We start from the raw sequence: 21,791 nt of genomic DNA on the forward strand, positions 1-21,791 counted from the left end.
CCGTTTTCCACAGTTCCGGTGCGATCGTCGTACCGGTGGCCGGGCGGGTCGTAGGAACGGACGGGAGGGTCGTACGACTGGGGTGGGCAGTCGTACGACCCTCGTCCGTACGGTCCGGGAGGCGGCCGACCCCCGTGCGGCCACCCTCCGTCCCGGCCCGGTCCGTCGGTCCGGTGTTCACGCGGTGCGCGGAATCCGGTGCCGGCGGGGCCGGTCGGTATGGGACTCGGTGGCGGCGCCGGCGTGGCCGGCCGAGCCCTCGTGGCGGGCGGCGCGGTGCAGCCGGGCGGCCTCGCGGGCCAGGCGCTCCTGCGCGGCCTCGCGGATCAGCTGGGCGGAGCGCATCCTGTGGTACTCGAACTCGATCACGGCGTGTCCTTCGAGGAGAGTCGGTGTCGTGCGTCGCGTTCTGCGATGTCTCCACCTTCGTCTCCCAGGGGGGTGCGCCACATCGGGAGAGTTCCGCATCTTCGGGCGGCGTACGGGCCCGCACGCGCGCGTAAGGGGCCTCAGGGAGTCCTAAGGTGCGGGTGGACTCCCTAAGGCCCCCTGGGACCTGCGCCTTTCTCAGCCGGTCGAGGGCAGGGCGAGCAGGGCGTCGGAGTACTTGAGGACCGCCAGCAGCAGGCCGATGACGCCGAGCGAGACACCCGCCCAGGCGACCGACCTGATCCACGGCGCCTGCGGCCGGCCGGCGGCGCCGAAGGCGGGCCGGGCGAGCACGACCACGCCGGTGAGCAGCGCGGCCAGCGCGAACAGGCCGGCCCACAGGGCGGTGCTGTGCCAGGCGTTGCCGTAGACCGCCTTGATCTGGGTGGCGACGCTCGCGGTGGAGGATGTCCGCAGCTGGCCGATGAGCTGCTCGCGGGCGCCGGCGACGGTGCCGATCCAGCCGCCGCTGAGCGAGACGAGGCCCAGCGCGGCGGAGACGACGGCTCCGGCGCCCTGGCCGACCCCGGAGGGCGCCTTGTCCCCGGCGAGCTCTTCCTTCGCTCCGGAGGCCTCTTCCTCGACGGTCCCCTCGCCGGTGTCCCCGGCGGTGTTCTCCCCGACGGCCTCCGTCCGGGCTGCCTCCTCGCCGGTGGTGCCGGCCGAAGCCCTCGTCCGCCCCGTCTCCCTCGTCTCGTCGTCGTGGTGCGCCTCGGTGCCGGCCGGGGTGCCGGCCTCGGCGCCTTCCTCTGTCTTCGTAGCCATGCCCGGCACCGTACGGACGCTGTCTGAGAGGTCCCTTAATGATCGTTGTGCGCCGTACGCGCGCCTGCCGCACGCCACTCGGGGGCCAGCACCGACCAGATCTCGGTGCTGGTGCGCACGCCCCGGTGCGGATAGTTCTCACGGAGCACGCCCTCGCGGGTCATGCCGAGCCGCCGGGCCACGTTGATGCTCGCCTCGTTGGCGGAGGACACATGCCACTCCACTCGGTGCATGCCGCGTTCCTCGACGGCCCAGTCCAGCAGCACCCGCATGCTCCGCGTGACCAGTCCGCGCCCGGCCGCCGCCGGCTCCAGCCAGCAGCCGGCCTCGCACACCCCGCTCGGGGTGTCCCACACGCGGAACAGCACACCGCCGACCAGCCTGCCGTCCAGCCAGATGCCGTGCAGGCTGCCCGCGTCGACGGCACGCTTGTCGGCGTACGACTTCACCCAGGAACGGGCGCCCTCCACGTCGGACACCACGTCCGGCAGCCCGATGTGCCGGCCGATGAACTCCCGTCCCCGGTCGACGTTGGCGAGGACCTCCTCGGCGTGCCAGACCTCCAGGGGCCGCAGCTCGGCCCCGTCGTCACCCAGGGATATCGCGTACATCGCGCTGCTCGTCCTTCCGCAGTTCCTCGACCGAGATCTTGCCGAGCCTCTCATGCGCGGCGCGGCACTCGGGCGGTTCGATGCTGAGGCGGGGCAACAGGCGCTCCAGCCAGGCGGGCAGCCACCAGTTGGCGGTGCCGAGCAGATGCATCAGCGCGGGGACGAGCAGGGTGCGCAGCACGAAGGCGTCCAGGGCGACGGCGGAGGCCAGCGCGATGCCGAACATCGCGATCACGCGGTCGCCGCTGAGCACGAAGGCGAGGAAGACCGAGATCATGATGATCGCGGCCGAGTTGATGACCCGGCTGGTCTCGGCGAGGCCCACGCGGACGGCGCGCCGGTTGTCGCCGGTCTCCAGCCACTCCTCGTACATCCGGCTGACCAGGAAGACCTGGTAGTCCATGGAGAGTCCGAAGAGAACGGAGACCATGATCACGGGGAGGAACGGCTCGATGGGCCCGGCCCGGCCGAGACCGAGCAGTTCGCTGCCCCAGCCCCACTGGAAGACCACGACGACGACACCGAACGCGGCGGCCACGGCGGCGACGTTCATCACGGCGGCCTTCAGCGGAACGCCGAGCGACCGGAACGCCACGAGCAGCAGCAGACAGCCGAGCCCGATCACCGCGCCGATGAACAGCGGCAGTTTGCCGATGATCACATCCGCGAAGTCGTCGTAGCCGGCGGTGACCCCGCCGACCTGGATGTCGAGGGAGGTGCCGGTCTCCGCTCGGGGCAGCACCCGGGTGCGCAGCCGGTCCACGAGGTCGCTGGTGTCCTGCGACTGCGGTGCGGACTCGGGGACCACGGTGAGGTAGGCGGTGGTGCCGCCGGCGGCGTAGATGACCGGGGTGACGGAGGCGACGCCCCGGGTGGCGCGCAGGGTGGTGTCCAGGGTGTCCAGGGCCAGCTTGTCGTCGGCGCCGTCGACCCGGGTGACCAGGGTGAGCGGTCCGTTCACGCCGGGTCCGAAGCCGTCGGCGAGCAGGTCGTAGGCCTTGCGGGTGGTGGAGGTGCGGGGGTCGTTGCCCTGGTCGGAGGTGCCGAGGTGGAGGGAGAGGGTCGGCACGGCGAGCAGCGCGACGACGGCGACGGCAAGGGAACCGAGCAGCTTGGGGCGGCGTTCGACGAGCGCCGACCAGCGGGCGGCGAGTCCGGTGGGCAGCTCCGGGCGCGGCCCGCGCCGGGCGAGCCGGCCCCGCTCGCGGCGGCTGAGGGCCCGGGGGCCGATGTACGCCAGCAGGGCGGGCAGCAGGGTGACCGAGGCCGCGACGGTGAGCACCACCGTCAACGAGGCGGCCACGGCGACCCCGTTGAGGAAACTCAGCCGCAGGGTCAGCATCCCCAGCAGGGCTATGCACACTGTCGCACCCGCGAAGACGACCGCGCGCCCCGTGGTGGCCACGGCGTTCACGGCGGCCTCGGTGACGCTCAGGCCGCGTTTCAGGCCGCGCCGGTGCCGGGTCACGATGAACAGCGCGTAGTCGATCCCGACGCCGAGGCCGATCAGCATGCCGAGCATGGGAGCGAAGTCGGCGACGGTCATGGCGTGACCGAGCAGCCCGATACCGGAGTAGGCGGTGCCGACACCGACCAGCGCGGTGGCGATGGGCAGCGCCGAGGCGGCGAGCGAACCGAAGGCGAGGAACAGCACGACGGCCGCGACGAGCACGCCGACCAGCTCGGCGGTGTGCTCGCGCGGGGACGCGGTGAGCCCGATCGCGCTGCCGCCCAGCTCCACCCGGAGTCCGTCGCCCTGGGCGGCCTTGGCGGTGCGCACCACGGCCCGCGCCTGGGACGCGCCGATGTGGTCGGCCGGCTGGGTGAAGGTGACGGTGGCGTAGGCGGTGTGGCCGTCGGCGCTGATCCGGTGCGCGCCCCGGCTGCCGTACGGGCCGGTCACCGAGGCGACCGCGGGGAGCGCGGCGATCCGGCCCAGGGTGCGGGTCATGGTCCGCTTGACGTCGGCGGCGCGGACGGTGCCGGTGGCGGTGTGCCAGACAACGGTGTCGCTGTCCCCGCCCAGGCCGGGGAAACCGTCCTGGAGCAGCTGCGCCGCGCGGCCGGACTCGGTGCCGGGGACCTCGTAGTCGTTCGAGTACGCCGAACCGGCCACGGCGGCGGCCGCGGTGACCCCGCCGAAGGCGAGGAGCCACAGCAGCACGGCGATCAGCCGGTGCCGGACACACCAACGGGCGAGGTCTGCCACGGACGTGCTCCCAGATGATGACGTGTGGATCTTTGACCGGGAACGATCGTCCATGAGGTGAACAGCCCGCAAAGAACGCATGAGAAAGCGCATGACACTCTTGCAGGCGAAAGTGATCGTTTGCCGCGATCATGGGCTTATTCACAAGAGTGCGAGGCACATCACAGGACATGCGTACGGCCCCGGAGGCCGTGCCTCCGGGGCCGTACCGTGCGCGCAGCCGGGGCTCAGCCCTCGCTCACGCCCAGCTTCTGAAGGATCAGTTCCTTGACGCGGGCCGCGTCGGCCTGACCCCGGGTCGCCTTCATGACCGCGCCGACCAGGGCGCCGGCCGCGGCCACCTTGCCGCCACGGATCTTGTCCGCGACGCCCGGGTTGCCGGCGATGGCCTCCTCGACGGCGGCGGTCAGCGCGCCCTCGTCGGAGACGACCTTCAGACCGCGCTTGTCGACGACCTCGTCCGGGGTGCCCTCGCCGGCCAGGACGCCCTCGATGACCTGGCGGGCCAGCTTGTCGTTCAGGTCCCCCTTCGCGACCAGCTCGGTGACCCGGGCCACCTGCTGCGGAGTGATCGCCAGCTCGTCCAGCGCCTTGCCGGACTCGTTGGCGCTGCGCGCCAGCTCGCCCATCCACCACTTGCGGGCGGAGGCGGCGTCGGCGCCGGCGTCGATCGTGGCGACGATCAGGTCCAGCGCACCGGCGTTGAGGATCGCCTGCATGTCGGTGGCGGAGATGCCCCACTCGGCGAGCAGCCGGGTGCGACGGGCCAGCGGCAGTTCGGGCAGGGCCGCGCGGATCTCCTCGACCCACTCGCGCGAGGGCGCGACCGGCACCAGGTCGGGCTCCGGGAAGTACCGGTAGTCCTCGGCCTCTTCCTTCACCCGGCCCGAGGTCGTGGACCCCGTGTCCTCGTGGAAGTGGCGGGTCTCCTGGACGATCGTGCCGCCGCCGGAGAGGACGGCCGCGTGGCGCATCACCTCGAAGCGGACCGCACGCTCCACCGAACGCAGCGAGTTGACGTTCTTCGTCTCGCTCCGCGTGCCGAACTTGTCGGCGCCCTTGGGCATCAGCGACAGGTTGACGTCGCAGCGCATCTGGCCCATCTCCATGCGGGCCTCGGACACGCCGAGGGCACGGATGAGTTCGCGCAGCTCACGGACGTACGCCTTCGCCACCTCGGGGGCGCGCTCGCCGGCGCCGACGATCGGCTTGGTGACGATCTCGATCAGCGGGATGCCCGCGCGGTTGTAGTCCAGCAGGGAGTGGGACGCGCCGTGGATACGGCCGGTGGCGCCGCCGACGTGCGTCGACTTGCCGGTGTCCTCCTCCATGTGGGCGCGCTCGATCTCCACGCGGAAGGTTTCGCCGTCCTCCAGCTGCACGTCGAGGTAGCCGTTGAAGGCGATCGGCTCGTCGTACTGGGAGGTCTGGAAGTTCTTCGGCATGTCCGGATAGAAGTAGTTCTTCCGGGCGAAGCGGCACCACTCGGCGATCTCGCAGTTCAGTGCGAGACCGATCTTGACGGCGGACTCGACGCCGGTCGCGTTGACGACCGGGAGCGCGCCGGGCAGGCCGAGGCAGACGGGGCAGGTCTGGGTGTTCGGCTCGGCGCCGAGCGCCGTCGAACAGCCGCAGAACATCTTGGTCTTGGTGCCGAGTTCGACATGGACCTCAAGGCCCATGACGGGGTCGTACGACGCCAGCGCGTCCTCGTACGACACCAGGTCGGTCGTGGTGGTCACGGTGAAAACTTCCCTCTCAGCCCAGCAGGACGTCGTCGTCGCCCAGCCGCTTCAGCTCGCGGTAGAGGATCGCGAGGCCGGTCACGATCGCCACGGCGGAGACCGTGGCGTCGATCAGCCGCAGCGTGTCGTGCTCGGCGCGGGCCTTCTTGATCTGCTTGGCGACACCGAACGCGCCGAACGCGGTGGTGGCCATCGACAGGTACGTACCGGACTTGGACTTCTTGAAGTCCTTGGCCTTGGACAGCTTGCTCACAGCGACGGAGCCTCCTCCAGCAGCGGGTGTCCCCACTTTTCCACGAAGGCGGCCTCGACGGCGGCGCCCACCTTGTACAGGCGGTCGTCCTGCATCGCCGGGGCGATGATCTGCAGGCCCACCGGGAGGTTGTCCTCCGGGGCGAGACCGCAGGGCAGGGACATGGCCGCGTTGCCCGCCAGGTTGGTCGGGATGGTGCACAGGTCCGCGAGGTACATCGCCATCGGGTCGTCGACGCGCTCGCCGATCGCGAAGGCGGTGGTCGGCGTGGTCGGCGAGACGATGACGTCGACCTGCTCGAAGGCCTTCTCGAAGTCGCGCGTGATGAGCGTGCGGACCTTCTGCGCGGAGCCGTAGTACGCGTCGTAGTAGCCGCTCGACAGGGCGTACGTGCCGAGCATGATGCGCCGCTTGACCTCGGGGCCGAAGCCGGCCTCGCGGGTCAGGGAGGTGACCTCCTCGGCCGAGTGGCCGCCGTCGTCGCCGGTCCGCAGGCCGTAGCGCAGGCCGTCGAAGCGGGCGAGGTTGGAGGAGCACTCGGACGGCGCGATCAGGTAGTACGCCGACAGGGCGAGGTCGAAGGACGGGCAGTCCAGCTCGACGATCTCGGCGCCCAGCTCCTTCAGCAGCTCGACGGACTCGTCGAAGCGCTGGATGACACCGGCCTGGTAGCCCTCGCCGCGGAACTGCTTGACCACGCCGACGCGCATGCCCTGCACGCTGCCGTTTCGGGCGGCCTCGACGACCGGCGGGACCGGGGCGTCGATGGACGTCGAGTCCAGCGGGTCGTGCCCGGCGATGACCTCGTGCAGGAGGGCCGCGTCGAGGACCGTACGGGCGCAGGGTCCGCCCTGGTCGAGGCTGCTGCTGAACGCCACCATGCCGAAGCGGGAGACCCCGCCGTACGTCGGCTTCACGCCGACCGTGCCGGTGACGGCGGCCGGCTGGCGGATGGAACCGCCGGTGTCGGTGCCGATGGCGAGCGGGGCCTGGAAGGAGGCGAGCGCGGCGGAGGAACCGCCACCGGAGCCACCGGGGATCTTGGTGAGGTCCCAGGGGTTGCCGGTCGGCCCGTAGGCGCTGTTCTCGGTGCTGGACCCCATGGCGAACTCGTCCATGTTGGTCTTGCCGAGGATGACGACGCCGGCGGCCTTCAGCTTCTTGGTGACCGTCGCGTCGTACGGCGGGATCCAGCCCTCGAGGATCTTCGAGCCGACGGTCGTGGGCACGCCCTCGGTGGTGAAGATGTCCTTGAGCGCGAGCGGGACGCCGGCCAGCGGGCCGAGCTTCTCGCCGCGGGCCCGCTTCTCGTCCACGGCGCGGGCCTGGGCGAGGGCGCCCTCACGGTCGACGTACAGGAAGGCGTGCACCTTCTCGTCGACGGCCTCGATGCGGGCGAGGTGGGCCTCGGTGACCTCGACGGCCGTCAGCTCGCCGGAGGCGATCTTCTCGGCGGTCTGTGCGGCCGTGAGCTTGATGATGTTGCTGTCCGTCATGGTGGTCACTCCTCCCCCAGGATCTGCGGCACCTTGAAACGCTGCTGCTCCTGGGCCGGGGCGCCGGAGAGCGCCTGCTCGGGGGTGAGCGAGGGACGGACCTCGTCCGGCCGCATGACGTTCGTCAGCGGGAGCGGGTGCGAGGTCGGCGGTACGTCTTGGTCGGCGACCTCGCTGACGCGGGCGACCGCGCCGATGATGTCGTCCAGCTGTCCCGCGAAGTGGTCGAGTTCTTCGGGCTTCAGCTCCAGACGCGCCAGCCGGGCGAGGTGGGCGACCTCCTCGCGCGTGATGCCAGGCATGCAGCGATCCTCTGGGGTGAGTGTGTGTGGTTTGGAGCCAATCCTATGGGGCGGGGCCCCGTGCCCGTGAAACGGTTGACCGGGGCCCGTGCTCACTGGTGCCTTCGCTCCCAGACCTCGCTCCTGAGGAAGTGGTTGTCGTACCGCTCCTGCACCTCCAGGATGCTCTCCGGGGCGGCCTCGCCGAGGCGGATCCGCTGGAGGTGGCGGAAGTACTCGAAGCGCTCGATGCCCGGGGCGAAGACGATCAGGATGTCGGCAGGGCTGCCGGGGTCGGCGGCGAAGGCGTGCGGCCGGTCCGGCGGGACGACGACCAGGTCGCCGCGCCGGACGGTGACCACGTCGTCGCCGGACAGCAGCTCGGCCTCGCCGTCGAGCAGGAAGAACATCTCGGCCGAGTGGTGGTGCAGGTGCGGACGGGCTCCGTCGGCGCCCTCCGTCAGGGTGACGCGCACGGTGGACAGCGCACCCCCGCTGGCGCTGTTGTCGGCGAGCAGCTTGACGGTGACGGGCGCCTGACCGACCACCTCGGCCTCCGCGTCCCGGACCAGCACGGTCTCGTCGAACTTCGGCACGAACAGCGACATGATGCGCCTCCCCTTGTGGGATGCGGAAAGACTGACGCAGCGCTATCGACGGGTCCACGAGCGGTACGAGTGCCACACAGACCATGAACCACGCCTCGGCACGAGCACCGGCGGCGGCCGGCAGGACCAGGTCCGGCAGCCGCGCCCGGCGCCGGCCCGCCCGCTACGACGCGAGGGCGGAGACGTTCTGGGCGGGGTCGCACGGATGGGTGACGCCGTTGAGGAGCGGGCGAGTGGAGAACTACTCGCCGGCCGGCAGCGCGGCACGCGGCCTCTGCCACCCCCGGGACCCCCGCGCCCGCAACCACGCCGTGGTCTCCTCGGGCGGCATCGCCGCAGCGACCAGCCACCCCTGCACGGCATCACACCCCAGATCCCGCAACCGCTCCCACGTCTCGTCGTCCTCCACACCCTCGGCCACAACCAGCAGCCCCAGAGAATGAGCGAGATCGACGGTGCACCGCACGATCTCCGCATCCTCCGCATCGACAGCCAGCCGCGCCACGAACGACCGGTCGATCTTCAGCTCGCTCACCGGCAGTCGCCGCAGATGCACCAGCGACGAATATCCCGTGCCGAAGTCGTCCAGCGACATCTTCACGCCGTGCCCGGTCAGACCCGCCAGGGTGTCCGCGGCCCGCTGCGGATCCTCCAGCAGCACATGCTCGGTTATCTCCAGCTGCAAGGCCCCCGCAGGCACCCCGTGCCGGGCCAGCCGCGCGGCGACCGACCCCGCGAACCCGGGCGTGTGGACGTCACGTGGGGAGACGTTGACGGCGACCGGGACCCGCAGCCCCTGCGCGCGCCACTTGGCGACCTGGCCGAGCGCGGTTTCGAGGACGTACTCCGTCAGATGGGGCATCAGGCCGGAGGACTCGGCGATCGCTATGAACTCGTCCGGCGGTACCTTGCCCCGCTCGGGATGCACCCAGCGGACCAGCGCCTCCAGGCCGGCGACCTGACCGTCGAAGCGGACCTTGGGCTGGTAGTGCAGCTGCACCTCGTGCGCGTCCAGCGCCCGGCGCAGATCGCCCAGCAGACCGAGCCGGTCCGGGGTGTTGGAGTCCCGCTTGGACTCGTACACCTCCACGCCCGTACGGTCCCTTTTCGCCTGGTACATCGCCACGTCCGCCCGCCGCAGCAGCCCTTCCGCGTCCAGGGCGTGGTCGGGGAAGACGGCGACGCCGGCGCTGGCCTCCAGGACGAGGGTGAGCCCGTCGAGGTCCAGCGGGGAGCTGAGCGCGACGACCAGGCCGCGGGCCACGCGCGTGGCCGATGTGGTGGAGTCGGCGACGGGCAGTAACACGGCGAACTCGTCACCGCCGAGCCGCGCGGCCTCCGCTCCGCGCGGCAGGGCGAGCCGCAGCCGGTCGGCGATCTGCAGCAGCAGCCGGTCACCGGCGAGATGACCGAGGGTGTCGTTCACCGACCGGAAACGGTCGAGGTCGATCAGCATGAGAGCGGAACGGGCGCCGATGCGTTCGGCGTCGTCGAGGGCCGTCCAGATCCGCTCCAGCAGCCACTGCCGGTTGGGCAGGCCGGTCAGCGGGTCGCGCAGTTGCTCCTCGGCACGCGCGCGGGCCATCCACAGGCTGGAGTCGAGGGCGATCAGGGGGATGGCGAACAGCGGCAGCAGGATCGGCTGGGCCTCGGCGACGACGCACAGCAAAGGTGCGATGCCGAGCAGCGCGACGGCGACCAGACCCTGTCTGACCAGGGCGGTGCGGGCCACGGTGGGCACCTTGCCGTTGCGCGGGGCGTACAGGTACCACTGCAGGCCACGGCTGACCGCGAGGTAGGCGACCGCGACGAGCACGACCTCGGGGGCGGTGGCGATGCTCCAGGTGTCCGGCCGCCAGGGCGTCTCGACGCTCGGGACCCGGCCGAACGCGCCGAGCAGCAGTGCGCCCGCGGCGATGCTGAGGAGGTCCACCGCGCCGTGCAGCACGCCCTGCCGCCAGCGGTGACGCCGGGCGATGCCGACCAGGACGACGACGGTGAGGCTGACCATGCCGGCGGGCACCCAGCCGTAGAGCAGCAGGACGGCGAGGGTGAGGGCGGCGCCGGAGCCGGTGCCGCCCCACCAGCGGGCGCGGCCCAGCATGACGAGGTGGCCGACGATGACGCCGGTGAGCAGGGCCAGCGACCAGCCGAGCGTGCCGCACGGGAAGAGGGCGTGGTGGCCGCTGAAGGCGCGGTAGAAGCCGGCGCCGAGGACGAACGCGGCGGCGGCCACGACGGCCGCGGGCAGCGCGGGCCAGGACAGGTGCCGTTCGGTGTCGGTGTCGCTGCCTGTGCCGGTCAGGCCGGGGGCGGGCTCGATGGCCAGGGGTATCGGCGGGTGGGCGTCGGTGGCGGCGCCCGGTCCGGCCGCGCGGGCCTGACCGCCCGAACGCCCGTGGCCCCGCCCCGTCCACCGGGTCCCCCGCCAGGTGCCCACGCGACGGCGCAGGCGCAGCCGTGAGTCGGGGGCGACGCTCTCGGTCGGTTCCATTCCCGTCCCTCTCACAGCCGGCGGTGCCCACGCCACGCGGCCCGATGTCCGACACCCATCAGCAGCTCCGCGTTGAAGAAACCTTCCCCGCGCCCTGAGAGCGCACGGGGATGCCCCAACCGCAGCTGGGCACGGCAGGTGCACACCTCAACAGTAGGCCGCGGAAGGCTTCCACGGGCACCGGTCGTCGACGGTTGCCCGAATGCGCCCGGGCCACCCGTATGCAACTGATATGCGCCGAACGGGTGGCCTTCAACCGCTACTCCCCGGTCGGAAGCGCGACTTCGGCCGCCGCGTCCGGACCCTGCTCCAAGAGGACCCCGAAACCGTCCTCGTTCAGAACCGGAACCTTCAGTTGCATGGCCTTGTCGTACTTCGACCCCGGGTTGTCCCCCACGACGACGAACGAGGTCTTCTTCGACACCGATCCGGTCACCTTCGCGCCCCGGCTCTGCAACGCCTCCTTGGCACCGTCCCGGGTGAAGTTCTCCAGCGTGCCGGTGACGACGACGGTGAGCCCCTCCAGCGGGCGCGGGCCCTCGTCCTCGCCGGTCGAGGCGTCCTCCAGCGGGACTCCGGCGGCCTTCCACTTGCGGACGATCTCGCGGTGCCAGTCCTCGGCGAACCACTCCTTGAGCGCGGCGGCGATGGTCGGGCCGACGCCGTCGGTGGTCGCCAGCTCCAGCTCGGTGGCCTGTTCGATGCGGTCGATGGAGCGGAACTCGCGGGCGAGGGCCTGAGCGGCGACCGGTCCGACATGCCGGATGGACAGGCCGTTCAGGAAGCGGGCCAGCGGGCGGGACTTGGCCGCCTCGATGTTCTCCAGCAGCGCCAGGGTGTTCTTCTTGGGCTCGCCCTTCTGGTTGGCGAAGACCGTGACGACCTTCTCCTCGCCCGTCCTGGGGTCCCGCTTGGGCAGACCGCTGTCGGGGTCGAGGACATAGGCCTTGATGGGCAGCAGCTTCTCCACCGTCAGGTCGAACAGGTCGCCCTCGTCCACCAGCGGCGGGTCGGCCGGCTCCAGCGGGCGGGTGAGCGCGGCGGCGGCCACCGCGCCGAAGTGCTCGATGTCCAGGCACTCGCGGCCCGCGAGATAGGAGACACGCTCGCGCAACTGGGCCGGGCAGGTACGGCCGTTGGGGCAGCGCAGGTCGACGTCGCCCTCCTTCATGGGCCTCAGCGGTGTGCCGCACTCGGGGCACTCGCTCGGCATCACGAACTCCCGCTCGCTGCCGTCCCTGAGGTCGACCACCGGGCCGAGGATCTCCGGGATGACGTCACCGGCCTTGCGCAGCACGACCGTGTCCCCGATGAGGACGCCCTTGGCCTTGACGACCTCCTGGTTGTGCAGGGTGGCGAACTCCACCTCGCTGCCGGCGACCGTGACCGGCTCGACCTGGGCGTACGGCGTGACACGGCCGGTGCGGCCGACGCCCACCTTGATGTCGACGAGCTTGGTGTTGACCTCTTCCGGCGCGTACTTGTAGGCGATCGCCCAGCGCGGCGCCCGCGCGGTGGAGCCGAGGCGGCCCTGCAGCCGGATCTCGTCCAGCTTGACGACGACACCGTCGATCTCATGCTCCACGGAGTGGCGGTTCTCGCCGTAGTGGGCGATGAACTCGCGTACGCCGTCGAGGCCGTCGACCACGCGGTTGTGCGGGGAGGTGGGCAGGCCCCAGGTCTTGAGCAGGTCGTAGGCCTGGGAGAGACGGGTCATGCCCGTGAAGCCCTCCAGGGCGCCGATGCCGTGGACGACCATGTGCAGCGGGCGGGTGGCGGTGACCCGCGGGTCCTTCTGGCGCAGGGAACCGGCGGCGGCGTTGCGGGGGTTGGCGAACGGCTTGTCACCGGCCGCGACCAGGCGTTCGTTCAGTTCGAGGAACTTCTCCATCGGGAAGTAGACCTCGCCGCGGATCTCCACGAGGTCCGGGATGTCGTCGCCCTTGAGACGGTCCGGGATCTCCGCGATCGTGCGGACGTTCGGCGTGATGTCCTCGCCGGTGCGGCCGTCGCCGCGGGTCGCCGCGCGCGTGAGCCGGCCGTTCTCGTACGTCAGGTTGACCGCGAGGCCGTCCACCTTCAGCTCGCACAGGAAGTGGTAGTCCTGGTCGCCGAGTTCGCGCGCGATGCGCTCGGCCCAGGCGGCCAGCTCGTCGTCGTTGAAGGTGTTGTCGAGCGACAGCATCCGCTGGCGGTGCTCGACCGCGGTGAACTCCGTCGCGTACGACCCCGCGACCTTCTGGGTCGGCGAGTCCGGGGTACGCAGCTCCGGGTACTCCTCCTCCAGGGCCTCCAGAGTCTTCAGGAGCTTGTCGAACTCCGCGTCGCTGATGACGGGAGCGTCCTTCACGTAGTACCGGAAGCGGTGCTCCTCGATCTGCTCAGCGAGCTGCGCGTGCTTGTCACGTGCCTCGGCGGGCACTGCCGTCTCCGCCTGCTGCTTGTCGCCGGCCACCGTGTCGTCCTCCCGTTACTCTGGGTTGTCCGCGAGGGATCTCGCCGCCCGGACGCAGTGGGCGAGCGCCTGCCGTGCGTAGGCGGGGGCAGCCCCCGCCAGACCGCACGCCGGGGTGACCGTGACGGCCTCCGCGAGCAGCCCCGGGTGCAGACCCAGCCTGCGCCACAGCGTCCTGACACCCATGACGCTACCGGCAGGGTCTGACAATGGCCCTTGAGTCCCGCTCACGACACCGGTGAACAGCCGGGTGCCGCCCTCGACGGCTTCGCCGATCGCGTCGTCGTCACGTTCGGTGAGCAGGGTGAAGTCGAAGGAGACCGCTGCGGCGCCGGCTCGCCGCAGCAGTGCGAACGGCACGTCGGGGGCGCAGGAGTGCACGACCACGGGCCCGCCGTCATGGGCCCCGACGACGTCGCGCAGGGTGGCCTCCACGACCTGCCGGTCCACGGCCCGGTGCGTGCGGTAGCCGCTGGCGGTGCGGACCTGTCCGCGCAGGACGGCGGTGAGGGAGGGTTCGTCGAGCTGGAGGACGAGGCGGGCGCCCGGTACGCGGCGTTGCACCTCGGCGAGGTGGAGGCGCAGCCCCTCGGTGAGGGAGGCGGCGAGGTCCCGGCAGGCACCGGCGTCGGAGAGGACGGCCTCGCCGTTCTTCAGTTCCAGCGCGGCGGCCAGCGTCCAGGGGCCGACCGCCTGCACCTTCAGGTCTCCCTCGTAGCCCTGGGTGAACTCCTCCAGGGCGTCCAGGTCCTCCCCCAGCCACGAGCGCGCCCGCTTGGTGTCCCGGCCCGGCCGGTCCCCGATCCGCCAGCCGCTGGGCTCCACGCGCGCGTACAGCTCGACGAGCATCCCTGCGGTACGGCCGATCATGTCGGCACCGGGTCCGCGCGCGGGCAGCTCGGGCAGGAAGGGAAAGTCCTCGAAGCTGCCGGTGACGGTCTTGGCGGCCTCGCGGGCGTCGTCACCGGGCATGGACCCGACACCGGTGGCCCCGGCGAACCTGAACTGGCTGTTTTCGCTCACCAGGGAAGCCTACGGAACCCTGCGGCCGGGGTCAGCGTCCCGGTCGCACCGTCAGGTCGTTGACCTCCGCGTCCCTCGGGAGATCGAGGGCCATGAGGATCGCCGTGGCGACCGACTCGGGGTCGATCCACCGGGAGGCGTCGTACTCCTTGCCCTCCTGCTGGTGGACCTTGGCCTGCATGGGGCTGGCCGTGCGGCCGGGGTAGACCGAGGTGACCCGGACGCCGTTCGCGTGCTCCTCCTGGCGCAGGGAGTCGGCGAGGGCCTTCAGGCCGTGCTTGGAGGCGGCGTACGCGGACCAGCCGGCGTGGGCGTTGAGTCCGGCGCCGGAGTTGACGAAGATCACATGGCCGCGGGCGGCGCGCAGCTGGGGCAGGAAGTGCCGGGTCAGCTCGGCGGGGGCGATGAGGTTGACGTTGAGCTGGTGGCGCCAGGACTTGGGGGTCAGGTCGCCGACCTCGCCCAGGTCGACGACCCCGGCGATGTGCAGCAAGGAGTCCACGCGGTCGGGGAGCGTCTGGTGGGAGAACGCCCAGGACAGCTTGTCCGGGTCCGCGAGGTCGCCGACGAGGGTGCGGGCGCCGGGGAACTCGGCCGCCAGTTCCTTCGCGCGGCCGGCGTCGCGCGCGTGCAGGACGAGTTCGTCCCCGCGCGCGTGCAGGCGGCGGGCGACGGCCGCGCCGATGCCGGACCCGGCACCGGTGATCACATGAGTAGCCATGCCCGCCATGCTCGCATCAGCCGTTGCCCAGTGACTCCTCCAGGTAGGCCAGCGCGCCGACCGGCTCCTCGGCGAAGAAGACCAGCTCGGACAGCGGGCGGGGCAGGAAACCCTCGGCCTCCATGCGGCGGAACTGCTGCTTCAGACCGTCGTAGAAGCCCTCGGTGTTCAGCAGCACGACCGGCTTCTCGGTGCGGCCGTGCTTCTTCAGCTCCAGGATCTCGGTGGCCTCGTCCAGCGTGCCGGTACCGCCCACCATGATCACCACCGCGTCGGCCTTCTCCAGCAGCAGCTTCTTGCGTTCGGCGAGGTCGGCGGCGACGATCATCTCGTCGGCGCCGGGCCGCGCCTTGTTCGCGAGGAACTCCACGGACACGCCCAGCAGCCTGCCGCCCGCCTCGTGCACCCCGTCGGCGACGACCTTCATCAGTCCGACGTCGGAGCCGCCCCACACCAGGGTGTGACCGGCCTTGCCGATCAGTTCCGCGAACTCGCGGGCGGGGCGCGTGTACCGCGCGTCGAGGTCGGCGGCGGACAGGAAGACGCAGATGTTCATGGCCCCTACCGTACGGCCCCAGCCGTACCGCCCCTGCCCCGTGATCTCCGTCCCGCGGTTTCCGTCGTGCACGGGAAGAAGCACGGACCCGCCGGTGCTGTCCCGGTATGAGCCAAGGACACACGATCACCATCGAACAGGGCGAGCAGCACGTGCGCGTGGTACACGGCGACCAGGTGCTCGCGGAGACCGACCGGCCGCTGGTGCTGCGCGAGACGGGCTGTCCCGTGCGGTACTACATCCCCGCCGAGGACGTACGCGTCGATCTGCTGACCGCCTCCGACACGCACACCGTGTGCCCCTTCAAGGGCACGGCGTCCTACTGGTCGCTGCCGGACGCGCCCGATCTGGTCTGGGCGTACCCGGACCCGAAGCCGGACGTCGCCGCGATCAAGGATCACTTCTGCTTCTACGAAACCGACGTGTCGTGACCGATGAGCCGATGCCGGTGCGGCAGTCTGCACGGGCATGGACAAGAAGACGACTTCCCGCGACGGCACGTCCCTCGCGTACGAAGTGATCGGCCAGGGGCCCACGGTGATCCTGGTGAGCGGCGCCATGTCCACCGGGGGCACAGTGGCACCCCTGGCCCAGCGGCTCGCGGGCCGCTGCACGGCCGTCGTCTACGACCGCCGGGGCCGCGGCGAGAGCGGTGACACCAAGCCGTACGCCGTCGAGCGTGAAATCGAGGACCTGGCCGCACTGATCGACGCCGTGGGCGGCGAGGCGGCGCTCTTCGGGGTCTCCTCGGGCGGCGCGCTGGTGCTGGAGGCGCTGGCGAGCGGGCTGCCGGCCGCCCGGGCCGCCGTGTACGAGGTGCCGTACGCCGACTTCCTGCCGGGTGGCGCCGAGCGGGAGGCCACGTACAAGGATCAGCTGAACAAGGCGCTCGCGGAGGGCCGGCGCGGGGACGCGGTGGAGCTGTTCCTGCGGCTGACGGGCCTCGGCGAGGAGGTCATCCGGGGCGCCCGGCAGTCGCCGATGTGGGCTGGTATGGAGGCCGTCGCGCCGAGCCTCGCGTACGACGACGCGGTCATGGGCGACGGCCTGCTCCCCCGGGACCGGATCGCCGCGATCTCCGTGCCCGTGCTGGTGGTCGCGGGCGGGGCGAGCCCGGACTGGATGCGCGAGGCGGCCCAGGAGGTCTCCAGAGCGGTGCCCGAGGGTGCGTACTGCGAGCTGGAGGGCCAGACCCACATGGTGGAGCCGGATGTGCTCGGACCGGTGCTGGCCGATTTCCTGACGCAGTAGCGACGGCTACACCGCTGCGGCCGTCGCGCGCGTGGTCGTCGCGATCGTCGCCGAACCCACCACGCGCGTGCCGTCGTACAGGACGATCGCCTGGCCGGGGGCCACGCCGCGGACCGGCTCGGTGAAGGTCACGCGCAGCTCGCCGTCGACCGGTTCCGCGGTGACCTCGCTCTCGCCGCCGTGGGCGCGCAGCTGGGCGGTGTAGACGCCGGTGCCGGTGGGGGCGGTGCCGCACCAGCGGGGCTTGATCGCGGTGAGGGCGACGACGTCCAGGGCGGCGGCGGGGCCGACCGTGACGGTGTTGGTGACCGGGGAGATGTCGAGGACGTAGCGGGGCTTGCCGTCGGGGGCCGGAGTGCCGATGCGCAGGCCCTTGCGCTGGCCGATGGTGAAGCCGTACGCACCCTCGTGCGTGCCCAGCTTGGCGCCGGACTCGTCGACGATGTCGCCCTCCGCCTTGCCCAGCCGGTTCGCGAGGAAGCCCTGGGTGTCGCCGTCGGCGATGAAGCAGATGTCGTGCGAGTCGGGCTTCTTGGCCACCGCGAGGCCCCGGCGCTCGGCCTCCGCGCGGATCTCCTCCTTGGTGGTGACCGTGTCGCCGAGCGGGAACATCGCGTGGGCGAGCTGCTTCTCGTCCAGCACGCCGAGGACGTACGACTGGTCCTTCGCCATGTCGGAGGCGCGGTGCAGTTCACGGGAGCCGTCCTCGCGGACGACGACCTGGGCGTAGTGGCCGGTGCAGACCGCGTCGAAGCCGAGGGCGAGGGCCTTGTCCAGCAGCGCGGCGAACTTGATCTTCTCGTTGCAGCGCAGGCAGGGGTTGGGGGTGCGGCCGGCCTCGTACTCGGCGATGAAGTCCTCGACCACGTCCTCGCGGAAGCGGTCGGCGAGGTCCCAGACGTAGAAGGGGATGCCGATGACGTCGGCCGCGCGGCGGGCGTCCCGCGAGTCCTCGATGGTGCAACAGCCCCGCGCGCCGGTCCGGAAGGACTGCGGGTTCGCGGAGAGCGCGAGGTGGACGCCGGTGACGTCATGGCCGGCTTCCGCGGCACGCGCGGCGGCTACGGCGGAGTCGACTCCACCGGACATGGCGGCGAGGACGCGGAGGGGGCGCTGCGGGGTCTCAGTCATAGCCCTTCCAGGGTACGGGGCGGCGGGAACCGGGGCCGCCGGACATCCGTTGACGATCACAGGGGGCGTACCGGGGTGCGAGCCGGGGTGTGGAACGGGTGCGGTACGGAGGCGGAAGGGGAGGGCATGAGCGACGCGGATCGGCGGCTGGGGCGGCGGGCGCTGCTCGTCGGCGGTGCGGCGGCCGCGGTGGGCACGGCCGTGCTGGCCCGCGAGGAGCTGTCGCACCTGTGGTGGCGGCTGCCGGGGGTCGAGAAGCCCCGGGTGGCGGGTGCCGTGGACTTCCGGGGCGCGCGCTGGGTGCCGGCGTCCCCGGCCAACTACCGGCGGGCGGACCGGCCGGACGACTATTCCGTGGACCGGGTCGTCATCCATGTCACGCAGGGCGACTACGCGAGCGCGGTGAAGGTCTTCCAGGACCCGGCGCACGGTGCGGCGGCGCACTACATCGTGCGCAGGGACGGCCGGATCACCCAGCTGATTCGGGAGCTGGACGTGGCCTTCCACGCGGGCAACCGGGCGTACAACGAGCGCAGTGTCGGCATCGAGCACGAGGGCTTCGTGGACGACGCCTCCTCCTTCACGGACGCCATGTACGCGTCCTCGGCGCGGCTGACGGCGGCGATATGCGGGCGGTACGGCATACCGGTGGACCGCGAGCACGTCATCGGGCACGTGGAGGTGCCGGGGACGGACCACACCGATCCGGGGCCGCACTGGGACTGGGAGAGATACCTGAAAAAAATCAAGGCCTAGGCCCTTTTTTGTCCGGTAGGTGCGGTTCTATCCTGAATGTCAGACCTACGGGACGAGTGAGGGAGTTCAAGCGGAGTAGCCGACGTCAGCGAGAGATACATGATCTCTTCAACGAGAGGTACACCGTCTCCGCTGGTGCCGACATCGACGCTCGGGCTGAGAGGCCAGAAGGTCGCAAGGACTGGACCCGACGGCGACCCCCATCACCTGATCCGGACAATGCCGGCGAAGGGAACCCGCCTCGTAGGTCGCTTTCGCGTCCCGGGCGTTCGATCACGTGCCGGACATCCCGACGTCAGCTGAGACCGGCCGCGCGCGCCCGCTCCACCGCCGGGCCGATCGCCTTCGCGACCGCCTCGACGTCCGCCTCCGTGGAGGTGTGACCGAGGGAGAAACGCAGGGTGCCGCGGGCCAGGTCCGGGTCGGTGCCGGTGGCGAGCAGCACATGACTGGGCTGGGCGACGCCCGCGGTGCAGGCGGACCCGGTCGAGCACTCGATGCCCTGGGCGTCCAGCAGGAGCAGCAGGGAGTCCCCCTCGCAGCCGGGGAAGGTGAAGTGCGCGTTGGCCGGCAGGCGGCCCTCGGGGGCCGGGTCGCCGCCGAGGATCGCGTCCGGCACGGCCGTACGCACGGCGTCGATCAGCTGGTCCCGCAGGGCGCCGATCTCGCGGGCGAACCACGCGCGGCGCTCGGTGGCGAGCCGGCCGGCGACGGCGAAGGAGGCGACGGCGGGGACGTCGAGGGTGCCGGAGCGGACGTGCCGTTCCTGGCCGCCGCCGTGCAGGACGGGTACGGGGGTGTGGTCACGGCCGAGCAGCAGCGCGCCGATGCCGTACGGGCCGCCGATCTTGTGCCCGGAGACGGTCATCGCGGCGAGGCCGGAGGCGGCGAAGTCGACCGGGACCTGACCGAGGGCCTGCACGGCGTCGGCATGCATCGGGATGCCGAACTCGGCGGCCACTTCGGCGAGTTCACGGACCGGCAGGATGGTGCCGATCTCGTTGTTGGCCCACATCACGGTGACCAGGGCGACGTCGTGGGGGTTGCGGGCGACGGCCTCGCGCAGGGCCTCGGGGTGGACACGGCCGTAGGTGTCGACGGGGAGGTACTCGACCGTCGCACCCTCGTGTTCGCCGAGCCAGTGGACGGCGTCGAGTACGGCGTGGTGTTCGACGGGGCTGGCCAGGACGCGGGTGCGGGCCGGGTCGGCGGCGCGGCGGGACCAGTACAGGCCTTTGACGGCGAGGTTGTCCGCCTCGGTGCCGCCCGAGGTGAAGACGACCTCGCTGGGGCGGGCGCCGAGCGCTTCCGCGAGGGTTTCGCGGGACTCCTCGACCGTGCGGCGTGCCTGGCGGCCGGATGCGTGGAGGGACGAGGCGTTGCCCGTGATGCTCAACTGGGCGGTCAGGGCCTCTGCCGCCTCCGGGAGCATGGGGGTTGTCGCGGCGTGGTCGAGGTAAGCCATGGTGCCCTGATTCTACGGCCCCCTTGCCGCTCGCCTCGGCCGCGAGGCCGCCCCGTACTGGAGCGTCTTGCGTCGGCTGCACCGGGGCTTGGTGACGAGATGCCCGGCACAGTCGGCCGTGCCCACCCGTTCCGCCGTGCGGAACGACTGCCCACGGCAGGACGGCGTGGGGAGCGCGGCGGCCGGCTGCGACCCGGTGCGGGCGGCGGAACGACGCCCGTCGCCTGCGGCGGTCAGGCGTTGGCGGACGGGGTCACAGGCTCCACGAGAGCGTGTGGGACAGCTGCACCGCGATCACCAGGACCGCCAGGTCGGCTACGCCCAGGGCGAGGCCCAGCCAGGCTCGGCCGCGGCGGGTCGTGCCGCGCCAGAGGGACACCGCGGCCAGGGCGATGGCGATCGGGCCGAGGAAGATGTTGAGGACGAGCAGACCGAGAAGGCCGAGGATGAAGGACGCCACGGCCATGCCGTCGGCATCACGGGCGGCCGGCCGGGTGTCGTCGCGGCTCGTGACCGGTGCGGTGAGTTGCATGGTGCTCAGCTCCTGGAAGTCGTGGTGGACGGTCCGTGGAGGACGGTCAGTTGGCCGGCGTACGGCGCCGGCGGCCGACGCGCTCGCGGATCGCGAAGACGGCGAGCCAGACGGCGATGACCGCGGCGACGGCGGCGGTGACGGTCAGCGGCGCGTGGGCGACGGTGCCCAGCACGACACCGAGCAGCATGAGTGCGGCGACGAGGAACAGCATGGGATCGGATCCCCCCTCCTAGATACCTCGTACAGGGCCGGTGTGAAGTTTCGGTGAACAGTTGTAGTAACAGTTGTTCACTGACTTCTACTCTAGCGCGTTCCACGGCTTTCCAATTCCGGAGAACAGTTGTTAACTGGATGACATGAGTCACACCCTCGGCATCCGGCAGGCCCAGAAACAGAAGACCCGGCAGGCGTTCCTCGACGCGGCGCTCGCGCTGCTGGAGGAGCAGAGCCTGAGCAGCCTGGGCCTGCGCGAGGTCACCCGGGCCGTCGGCGTTGCCCCGACCGCCTTCTACCGGCACTTCCGCTCGACCGCCGACCTGGGCGTGGCGCTGGTCGACGAGGCACTGGGCAGCCTGCACCCGATGGTGCGGACGACGGTGTCCACGACGGGCGACAGCGAGGAACGCATCACGCGCGCCATCGAGTTGATCGCCCGCCATGTAGACGCGTACCCCGCACATGTCCGGTTTATCGCCCGGGAACGACATGGCGGGGTACAGCCGGTGCGGGAGGCGATCCGGGCCCAACTGGTCAGGTTCGCCGAGGAGGTGAAGGCCGAGCTGGCCAAGGACACCGAGGCCGCGGGCTGGAAGGACGACGACCTGCTGATGCTCGCGCATCTCTACGTCGACCAGATGCTCATCACCGCCTCCCTGTTCCTGGAAGCACTGGAATCCCCGGCGGAGGAGCGGGAGCGCGTCGCGCAGCTCGCCACCCGGCAGCTGCGGCTCATCAGCATCGGCCGCAGCCACTGGACGGACTGAGAGGCGGTGCATTCCTGTCCGTCG

22 protein-coding genes are annotated in these 21,791 nt (G+C 71.3%); 4 read left to right on the top strand and 18 right to left on the bottom strand.

The annotated features are described in order from the left end of the window. Nucleotides 1–177: 177 nt before the first annotated feature. The 14 genes from ACZ41I_RS25620 to ACZ41I_RS25685 all read right to left on the bottom strand — a co-directional run bounded on the left by ACZ41I_RS25620 (nucleotide 178) and on the right by ACZ41I_RS25685 (nucleotide 15,646). On the bottom strand, nucleotides 178–369 hold the full coding sequence (locus ACZ41I_RS25620; RefSeq protein WP_399770621.1) for a hypothetical protein: 192 nt from the start codon (nucleotides 367–369) through the stop codon (nucleotides 178–180). Between the two features lie 198 nt (nucleotides 370–567). Beyond that, entirely contained in the window at nucleotides 568–1,194 is a 627-nt protein-coding gene (locus ACZ41I_RS25625; RefSeq protein WP_468515125.1) for a hypothetical protein, read from the bottom strand. Nucleotides 1,195–1,229: 35 nt separating this feature from the next. Further along, complete coding sequence (locus ACZ41I_RS25630; protein WP_468515126.1) at nucleotides 1,230–1,805, bottom strand: GNAT family N-acetyltransferase; 576 nt, start codon at nucleotides 1,803–1,805, stop codon at nucleotides 1,230–1,232. Beyond that, a complete protein-coding gene (locus ACZ41I_RS25635) occupies nucleotides 1,783–4,014 on the bottom strand; it encodes an MMPL family transporter (protein ID WP_468515127.1) in 2,232 nt (743 codons plus the stop codon). Before ACZ41I_RS25635 ends, ACZ41I_RS25630 begins: the two co-directional genes overlap by 23 nt. A 227-nt stretch (nucleotides 4,015–4,241) precedes the next feature. Continuing rightward, a complete protein-coding gene (gene gatB / locus ACZ41I_RS25640) occupies nucleotides 4,242–5,756 on the bottom strand; it encodes an Asp-tRNA(Asn)/Glu-tRNA(Gln) amidotransferase subunit GatB (protein WP_399770612.1) in 1,515 nt (504 codons plus the stop codon). A 16-nt stretch (nucleotides 5,757–5,772) separates the two neighbouring features. Continuing rightward, complete coding sequence (locus ACZ41I_RS25645; RefSeq protein WP_351240077.1) at nucleotides 5,773–6,012, bottom strand: hypothetical protein; 240 nt, start codon at nucleotides 6,010–6,012, stop codon at nucleotides 5,773–5,775. After that, nucleotides 6,009–7,508 (bottom strand): Asp-tRNA(Asn)/Glu-tRNA(Gln) amidotransferase subunit GatA, encoded by a 1,500-nt coding sequence (gatA, locus tag ACZ41I_RS25650; protein ID WP_363214597.1) that lies wholly within the window; start codon nucleotides 7,506–7,508, stop codon nucleotides 6,009–6,011. Before gatA ends, ACZ41I_RS25645 begins: the two co-directional genes overlap by 4 nt. 5 nt (nucleotides 7,509–7,513) lie before the next feature. Further along, on the bottom strand, nucleotides 7,514–7,810 hold the full coding sequence (gene gatC / locus ACZ41I_RS25655) for an Asp-tRNA(Asn)/Glu-tRNA(Gln) amidotransferase subunit GatC (protein ID WP_004925108.1): 297 nt from the start codon (nucleotides 7,808–7,810) through the stop codon (nucleotides 7,514–7,516). Nucleotides 7,811–7,902: 92 nt separating this feature from the next. Then, nucleotides 7,903–8,397, bottom strand: coding sequence for a cupin domain-containing protein (locus ACZ41I_RS25660; protein ID WP_468326350.1), 495 nt, complete (start codon nucleotides 8,395–8,397; stop codon nucleotides 7,903–7,905). Nucleotides 8,398–8,638: 241 nt separating this feature from the next. Continuing rightward, nucleotides 8,639–10,891, bottom strand: coding sequence for a putative bifunctional diguanylate cyclase/phosphodiesterase (locus tag ACZ41I_RS25665; protein ID WP_468515128.1), 2,253 nt, complete (start codon nucleotides 10,889–10,891; stop codon nucleotides 8,639–8,641). A 259-nt stretch (nucleotides 10,892–11,150) separates the two neighbouring features. Then, nucleotides 11,151–13,346 (bottom strand): NAD-dependent DNA ligase LigA, encoded by a 2,196-nt coding sequence (ligA, locus tag ACZ41I_RS25670; RefSeq protein ID WP_363214600.1) that lies wholly within the window; start codon nucleotides 13,344–13,346, stop codon nucleotides 11,151–11,153. A 15-nt stretch (nucleotides 13,347–13,361) separates the two neighbouring features. Continuing rightward, the gene (locus tag ACZ41I_RS25675; protein ID WP_399770599.1) at nucleotides 13,362–14,369 is read right to left on the bottom strand and encodes a methionine synthase; all 1,008 of its coding nucleotides are present in this window, start codon (nucleotides 14,367–14,369) and stop codon (nucleotides 13,362–13,364) included. A gap of 31 nt (nucleotides 14,370–14,400) precedes the next feature. Then, on the bottom strand, nucleotides 14,401–15,099 hold the full coding sequence (locus ACZ41I_RS25680) for an SDR family oxidoreductase (protein ID WP_363214602.1): 699 nt from the start codon (nucleotides 15,097–15,099) through the stop codon (nucleotides 14,401–14,403). Between the two features lie 7 nt (nucleotides 15,100–15,106). Next, nucleotides 15,107–15,646 (bottom strand): LOG family protein, encoded by a 540-nt coding sequence (locus tag ACZ41I_RS25685; RefSeq protein WP_399770596.1) that lies wholly within the window; start codon nucleotides 15,644–15,646, stop codon nucleotides 15,107–15,109. 107 nt (nucleotides 15,647–15,753) lie between these two features. On the opposite strand from ACZ41I_RS25685, the gene ACZ41I_RS25690 reads away from it, so the two are divergent. Together ACZ41I_RS25690 and ACZ41I_RS25695 are read left to right on the top strand one after the other, a co-directional pair. Continuing rightward, on the top strand, nucleotides 15,754–16,077 hold the full coding sequence (locus ACZ41I_RS25690; protein ID WP_363214605.1) for a DUF427 domain-containing protein: 324 nt from the start codon (nucleotides 15,754–15,756) through the stop codon (nucleotides 16,075–16,077). Nucleotides 16,078–16,114: 37 nt separating this feature from the next. Continuing rightward, nucleotides 16,115–16,897: an alpha/beta fold hydrolase gene (locus ACZ41I_RS25695; protein WP_468515129.1), complete on the top strand. Its 783-nt coding sequence runs from the start codon at nucleotides 16,115–16,117 to the stop codon at nucleotides 16,895–16,897. 6 nt (nucleotides 16,898–16,903) lie between these two features. Here the strand turns inward: ACZ41I_RS25695 and mnmA are convergent, their stop codons facing one another. Then, nucleotides 16,904–18,028: a tRNA 2-thiouridine(34) synthase MnmA gene (gene mnmA / locus ACZ41I_RS25700; RefSeq protein ID WP_468515130.1), complete on the bottom strand. Its 1,125-nt coding sequence runs from the start codon at nucleotides 18,026–18,028 to the stop codon at nucleotides 16,904–16,906. 126 nt (nucleotides 18,029–18,154) lie between these two features. Here mnmA and ACZ41I_RS25705 point away from each other — a divergent pair, with 126 nt between their 5' ends. Further along, nucleotides 18,155–18,784: an N-acetylmuramoyl-L-alanine amidase gene (locus tag ACZ41I_RS25705; protein WP_363214608.1), complete on the top strand. Its 630-nt coding sequence runs from the start codon at nucleotides 18,155–18,157 to the stop codon at nucleotides 18,782–18,784. A gap of 295 nt (nucleotides 18,785–19,079) precedes the next feature. Here the strand turns inward: ACZ41I_RS25705 and ACZ41I_RS25710 are convergent, their stop codons facing one another. The 3 genes from ACZ41I_RS25710 to ACZ41I_RS25720 all read right to left on the bottom strand — a co-directional run bounded on the left by ACZ41I_RS25710 (nucleotide 19,080) and on the right by ACZ41I_RS25720 (nucleotide 20,995). After that, complete coding sequence (locus ACZ41I_RS25710) at nucleotides 19,080–20,249, bottom strand: cysteine desulfurase family protein (protein WP_468515131.1); 1,170 nt, start codon at nucleotides 20,247–20,249, stop codon at nucleotides 19,080–19,082. A 253-nt stretch (nucleotides 20,250–20,502) separates the two neighbouring features. Next, nucleotides 20,503–20,781: a DUF4190 domain-containing protein gene (locus ACZ41I_RS25715; RefSeq protein WP_468515132.1), complete on the bottom strand. Its 279-nt coding sequence runs from the start codon at nucleotides 20,779–20,781 to the stop codon at nucleotides 20,503–20,505. A 46-nt stretch (nucleotides 20,782–20,827) separates the two neighbouring features. Continuing rightward, a complete protein-coding gene (locus ACZ41I_RS25720) occupies nucleotides 20,828–20,995 on the bottom strand; it encodes a hypothetical protein (RefSeq protein WP_363214611.1) in 168 nt (55 codons plus the stop codon). Nucleotides 20,996–21,140: 145 nt separating this feature from the next. On the opposite strand from ACZ41I_RS25720, the gene ACZ41I_RS25725 reads away from it, so the two are divergent. After that, a complete protein-coding gene (locus tag ACZ41I_RS25725) occupies nucleotides 21,141–21,767 on the top strand; it encodes a TetR family transcriptional regulator (RefSeq protein WP_363214612.1) in 627 nt (208 codons plus the stop codon). Nucleotides 21,768–21,791 lie beyond the last annotated feature (24 nt).

This window comes from Streptomyces sp. NPDC030799, from assembly GCF_055572255.1.

Coding starts and splice junctions, on each gene's coding strand:
- ACZ41I_RS25625 (WP_468515125.1), bottom strand. CDS start 1,194: ATGGCTACGAAGACAGAGGAAGGCGCCGAGGCCGGCACCCCGGCCGGC.
- ACZ41I_RS25630 (WP_468515126.1), bottom strand. CDS start 1,805: ATGTACGCGATATCCCTGGGTGACGACGGGGCCGAGCTGCGGCCCCTG.
- gatA (WP_363214597.1), bottom strand. CDS start 7,508: ATGACGGACAGCAACATCATCAAGCTCACGGCCGCACAGACCGCCGAG.
- gatC (WP_004925108.1), bottom strand. CDS start 7,810: ATGCCTGGCATCACGCGCGAGGAGGTCGCCCACCTCGCCCGGCTGGCG.
- ACZ41I_RS25660 (WP_468326350.1), bottom strand. CDS start 8,397: ATGTCGCTGTTCGTGCCGAAGTTCGACGAGACCGTGCTGGTCCGGGAC.
- ACZ41I_RS25665 (WP_468515128.1), bottom strand. CDS start 10,891: ATGGAACCGACCGAGAGCGTCGCCCCCGACTCACGGCTGCGCCTGCGC.
- ACZ41I_RS25680 (WP_363214602.1), bottom strand. CDS start 15,099: ATGGCGGGCATGGCTACTCATGTGATCACCGGTGCCGGGTCCGGCATC.
- ACZ41I_RS25685 (WP_399770596.1), bottom strand. CDS start 15,646: ATGAACATCTGCGTCTTCCTGTCCGCCGCCGACCTCGACGCGCGGTAC.
- ACZ41I_RS25690 (WP_363214605.1), top strand. CDS start 15,754: ATGAGCCAAGGACACACGATCACCATCGAACAGGGCGAGCAGCACGTG.
- ACZ41I_RS25695 (WP_468515129.1), top strand. CDS start 16,115: ATGGACAAGAAGACGACTTCCCGCGACGGCACGTCCCTCGCGTACGAA.
- mnmA (WP_468515130.1), bottom strand. CDS start 18,028: ATGACTGAGACCCCGCAGCGCCCCCTCCGCGTCCTCGCCGCCATGTCC.
- ACZ41I_RS25705 (WP_363214608.1), top strand. CDS start 18,155: ATGAGCGACGCGGATCGGCGGCTGGGGCGGCGGGCGCTGCTCGTCGGC.
- ACZ41I_RS25710 (WP_468515131.1), bottom strand. CDS start 20,249: ATGGCTTACCTCGACCACGCCGCGACAACCCCCATGCTCCCGGAGGCG.
- ACZ41I_RS25715 (WP_468515132.1), bottom strand. CDS start 20,781: ATGCAACTCACCGCACCGGTCACGAGCCGCGACGACACCCGGCCGGCC.
- ACZ41I_RS25720 (WP_363214611.1), bottom strand. CDS start 20,995: ATGCTGTTCCTCGTCGCCGCACTCATGCTGCTCGGTGTCGTGCTGGGC.
- ACZ41I_RS25725 (WP_363214612.1), top strand. CDS start 21,141: ATGAGTCACACCCTCGGCATCCGGCAGGCCCAGAAACAGAAGACCCGG.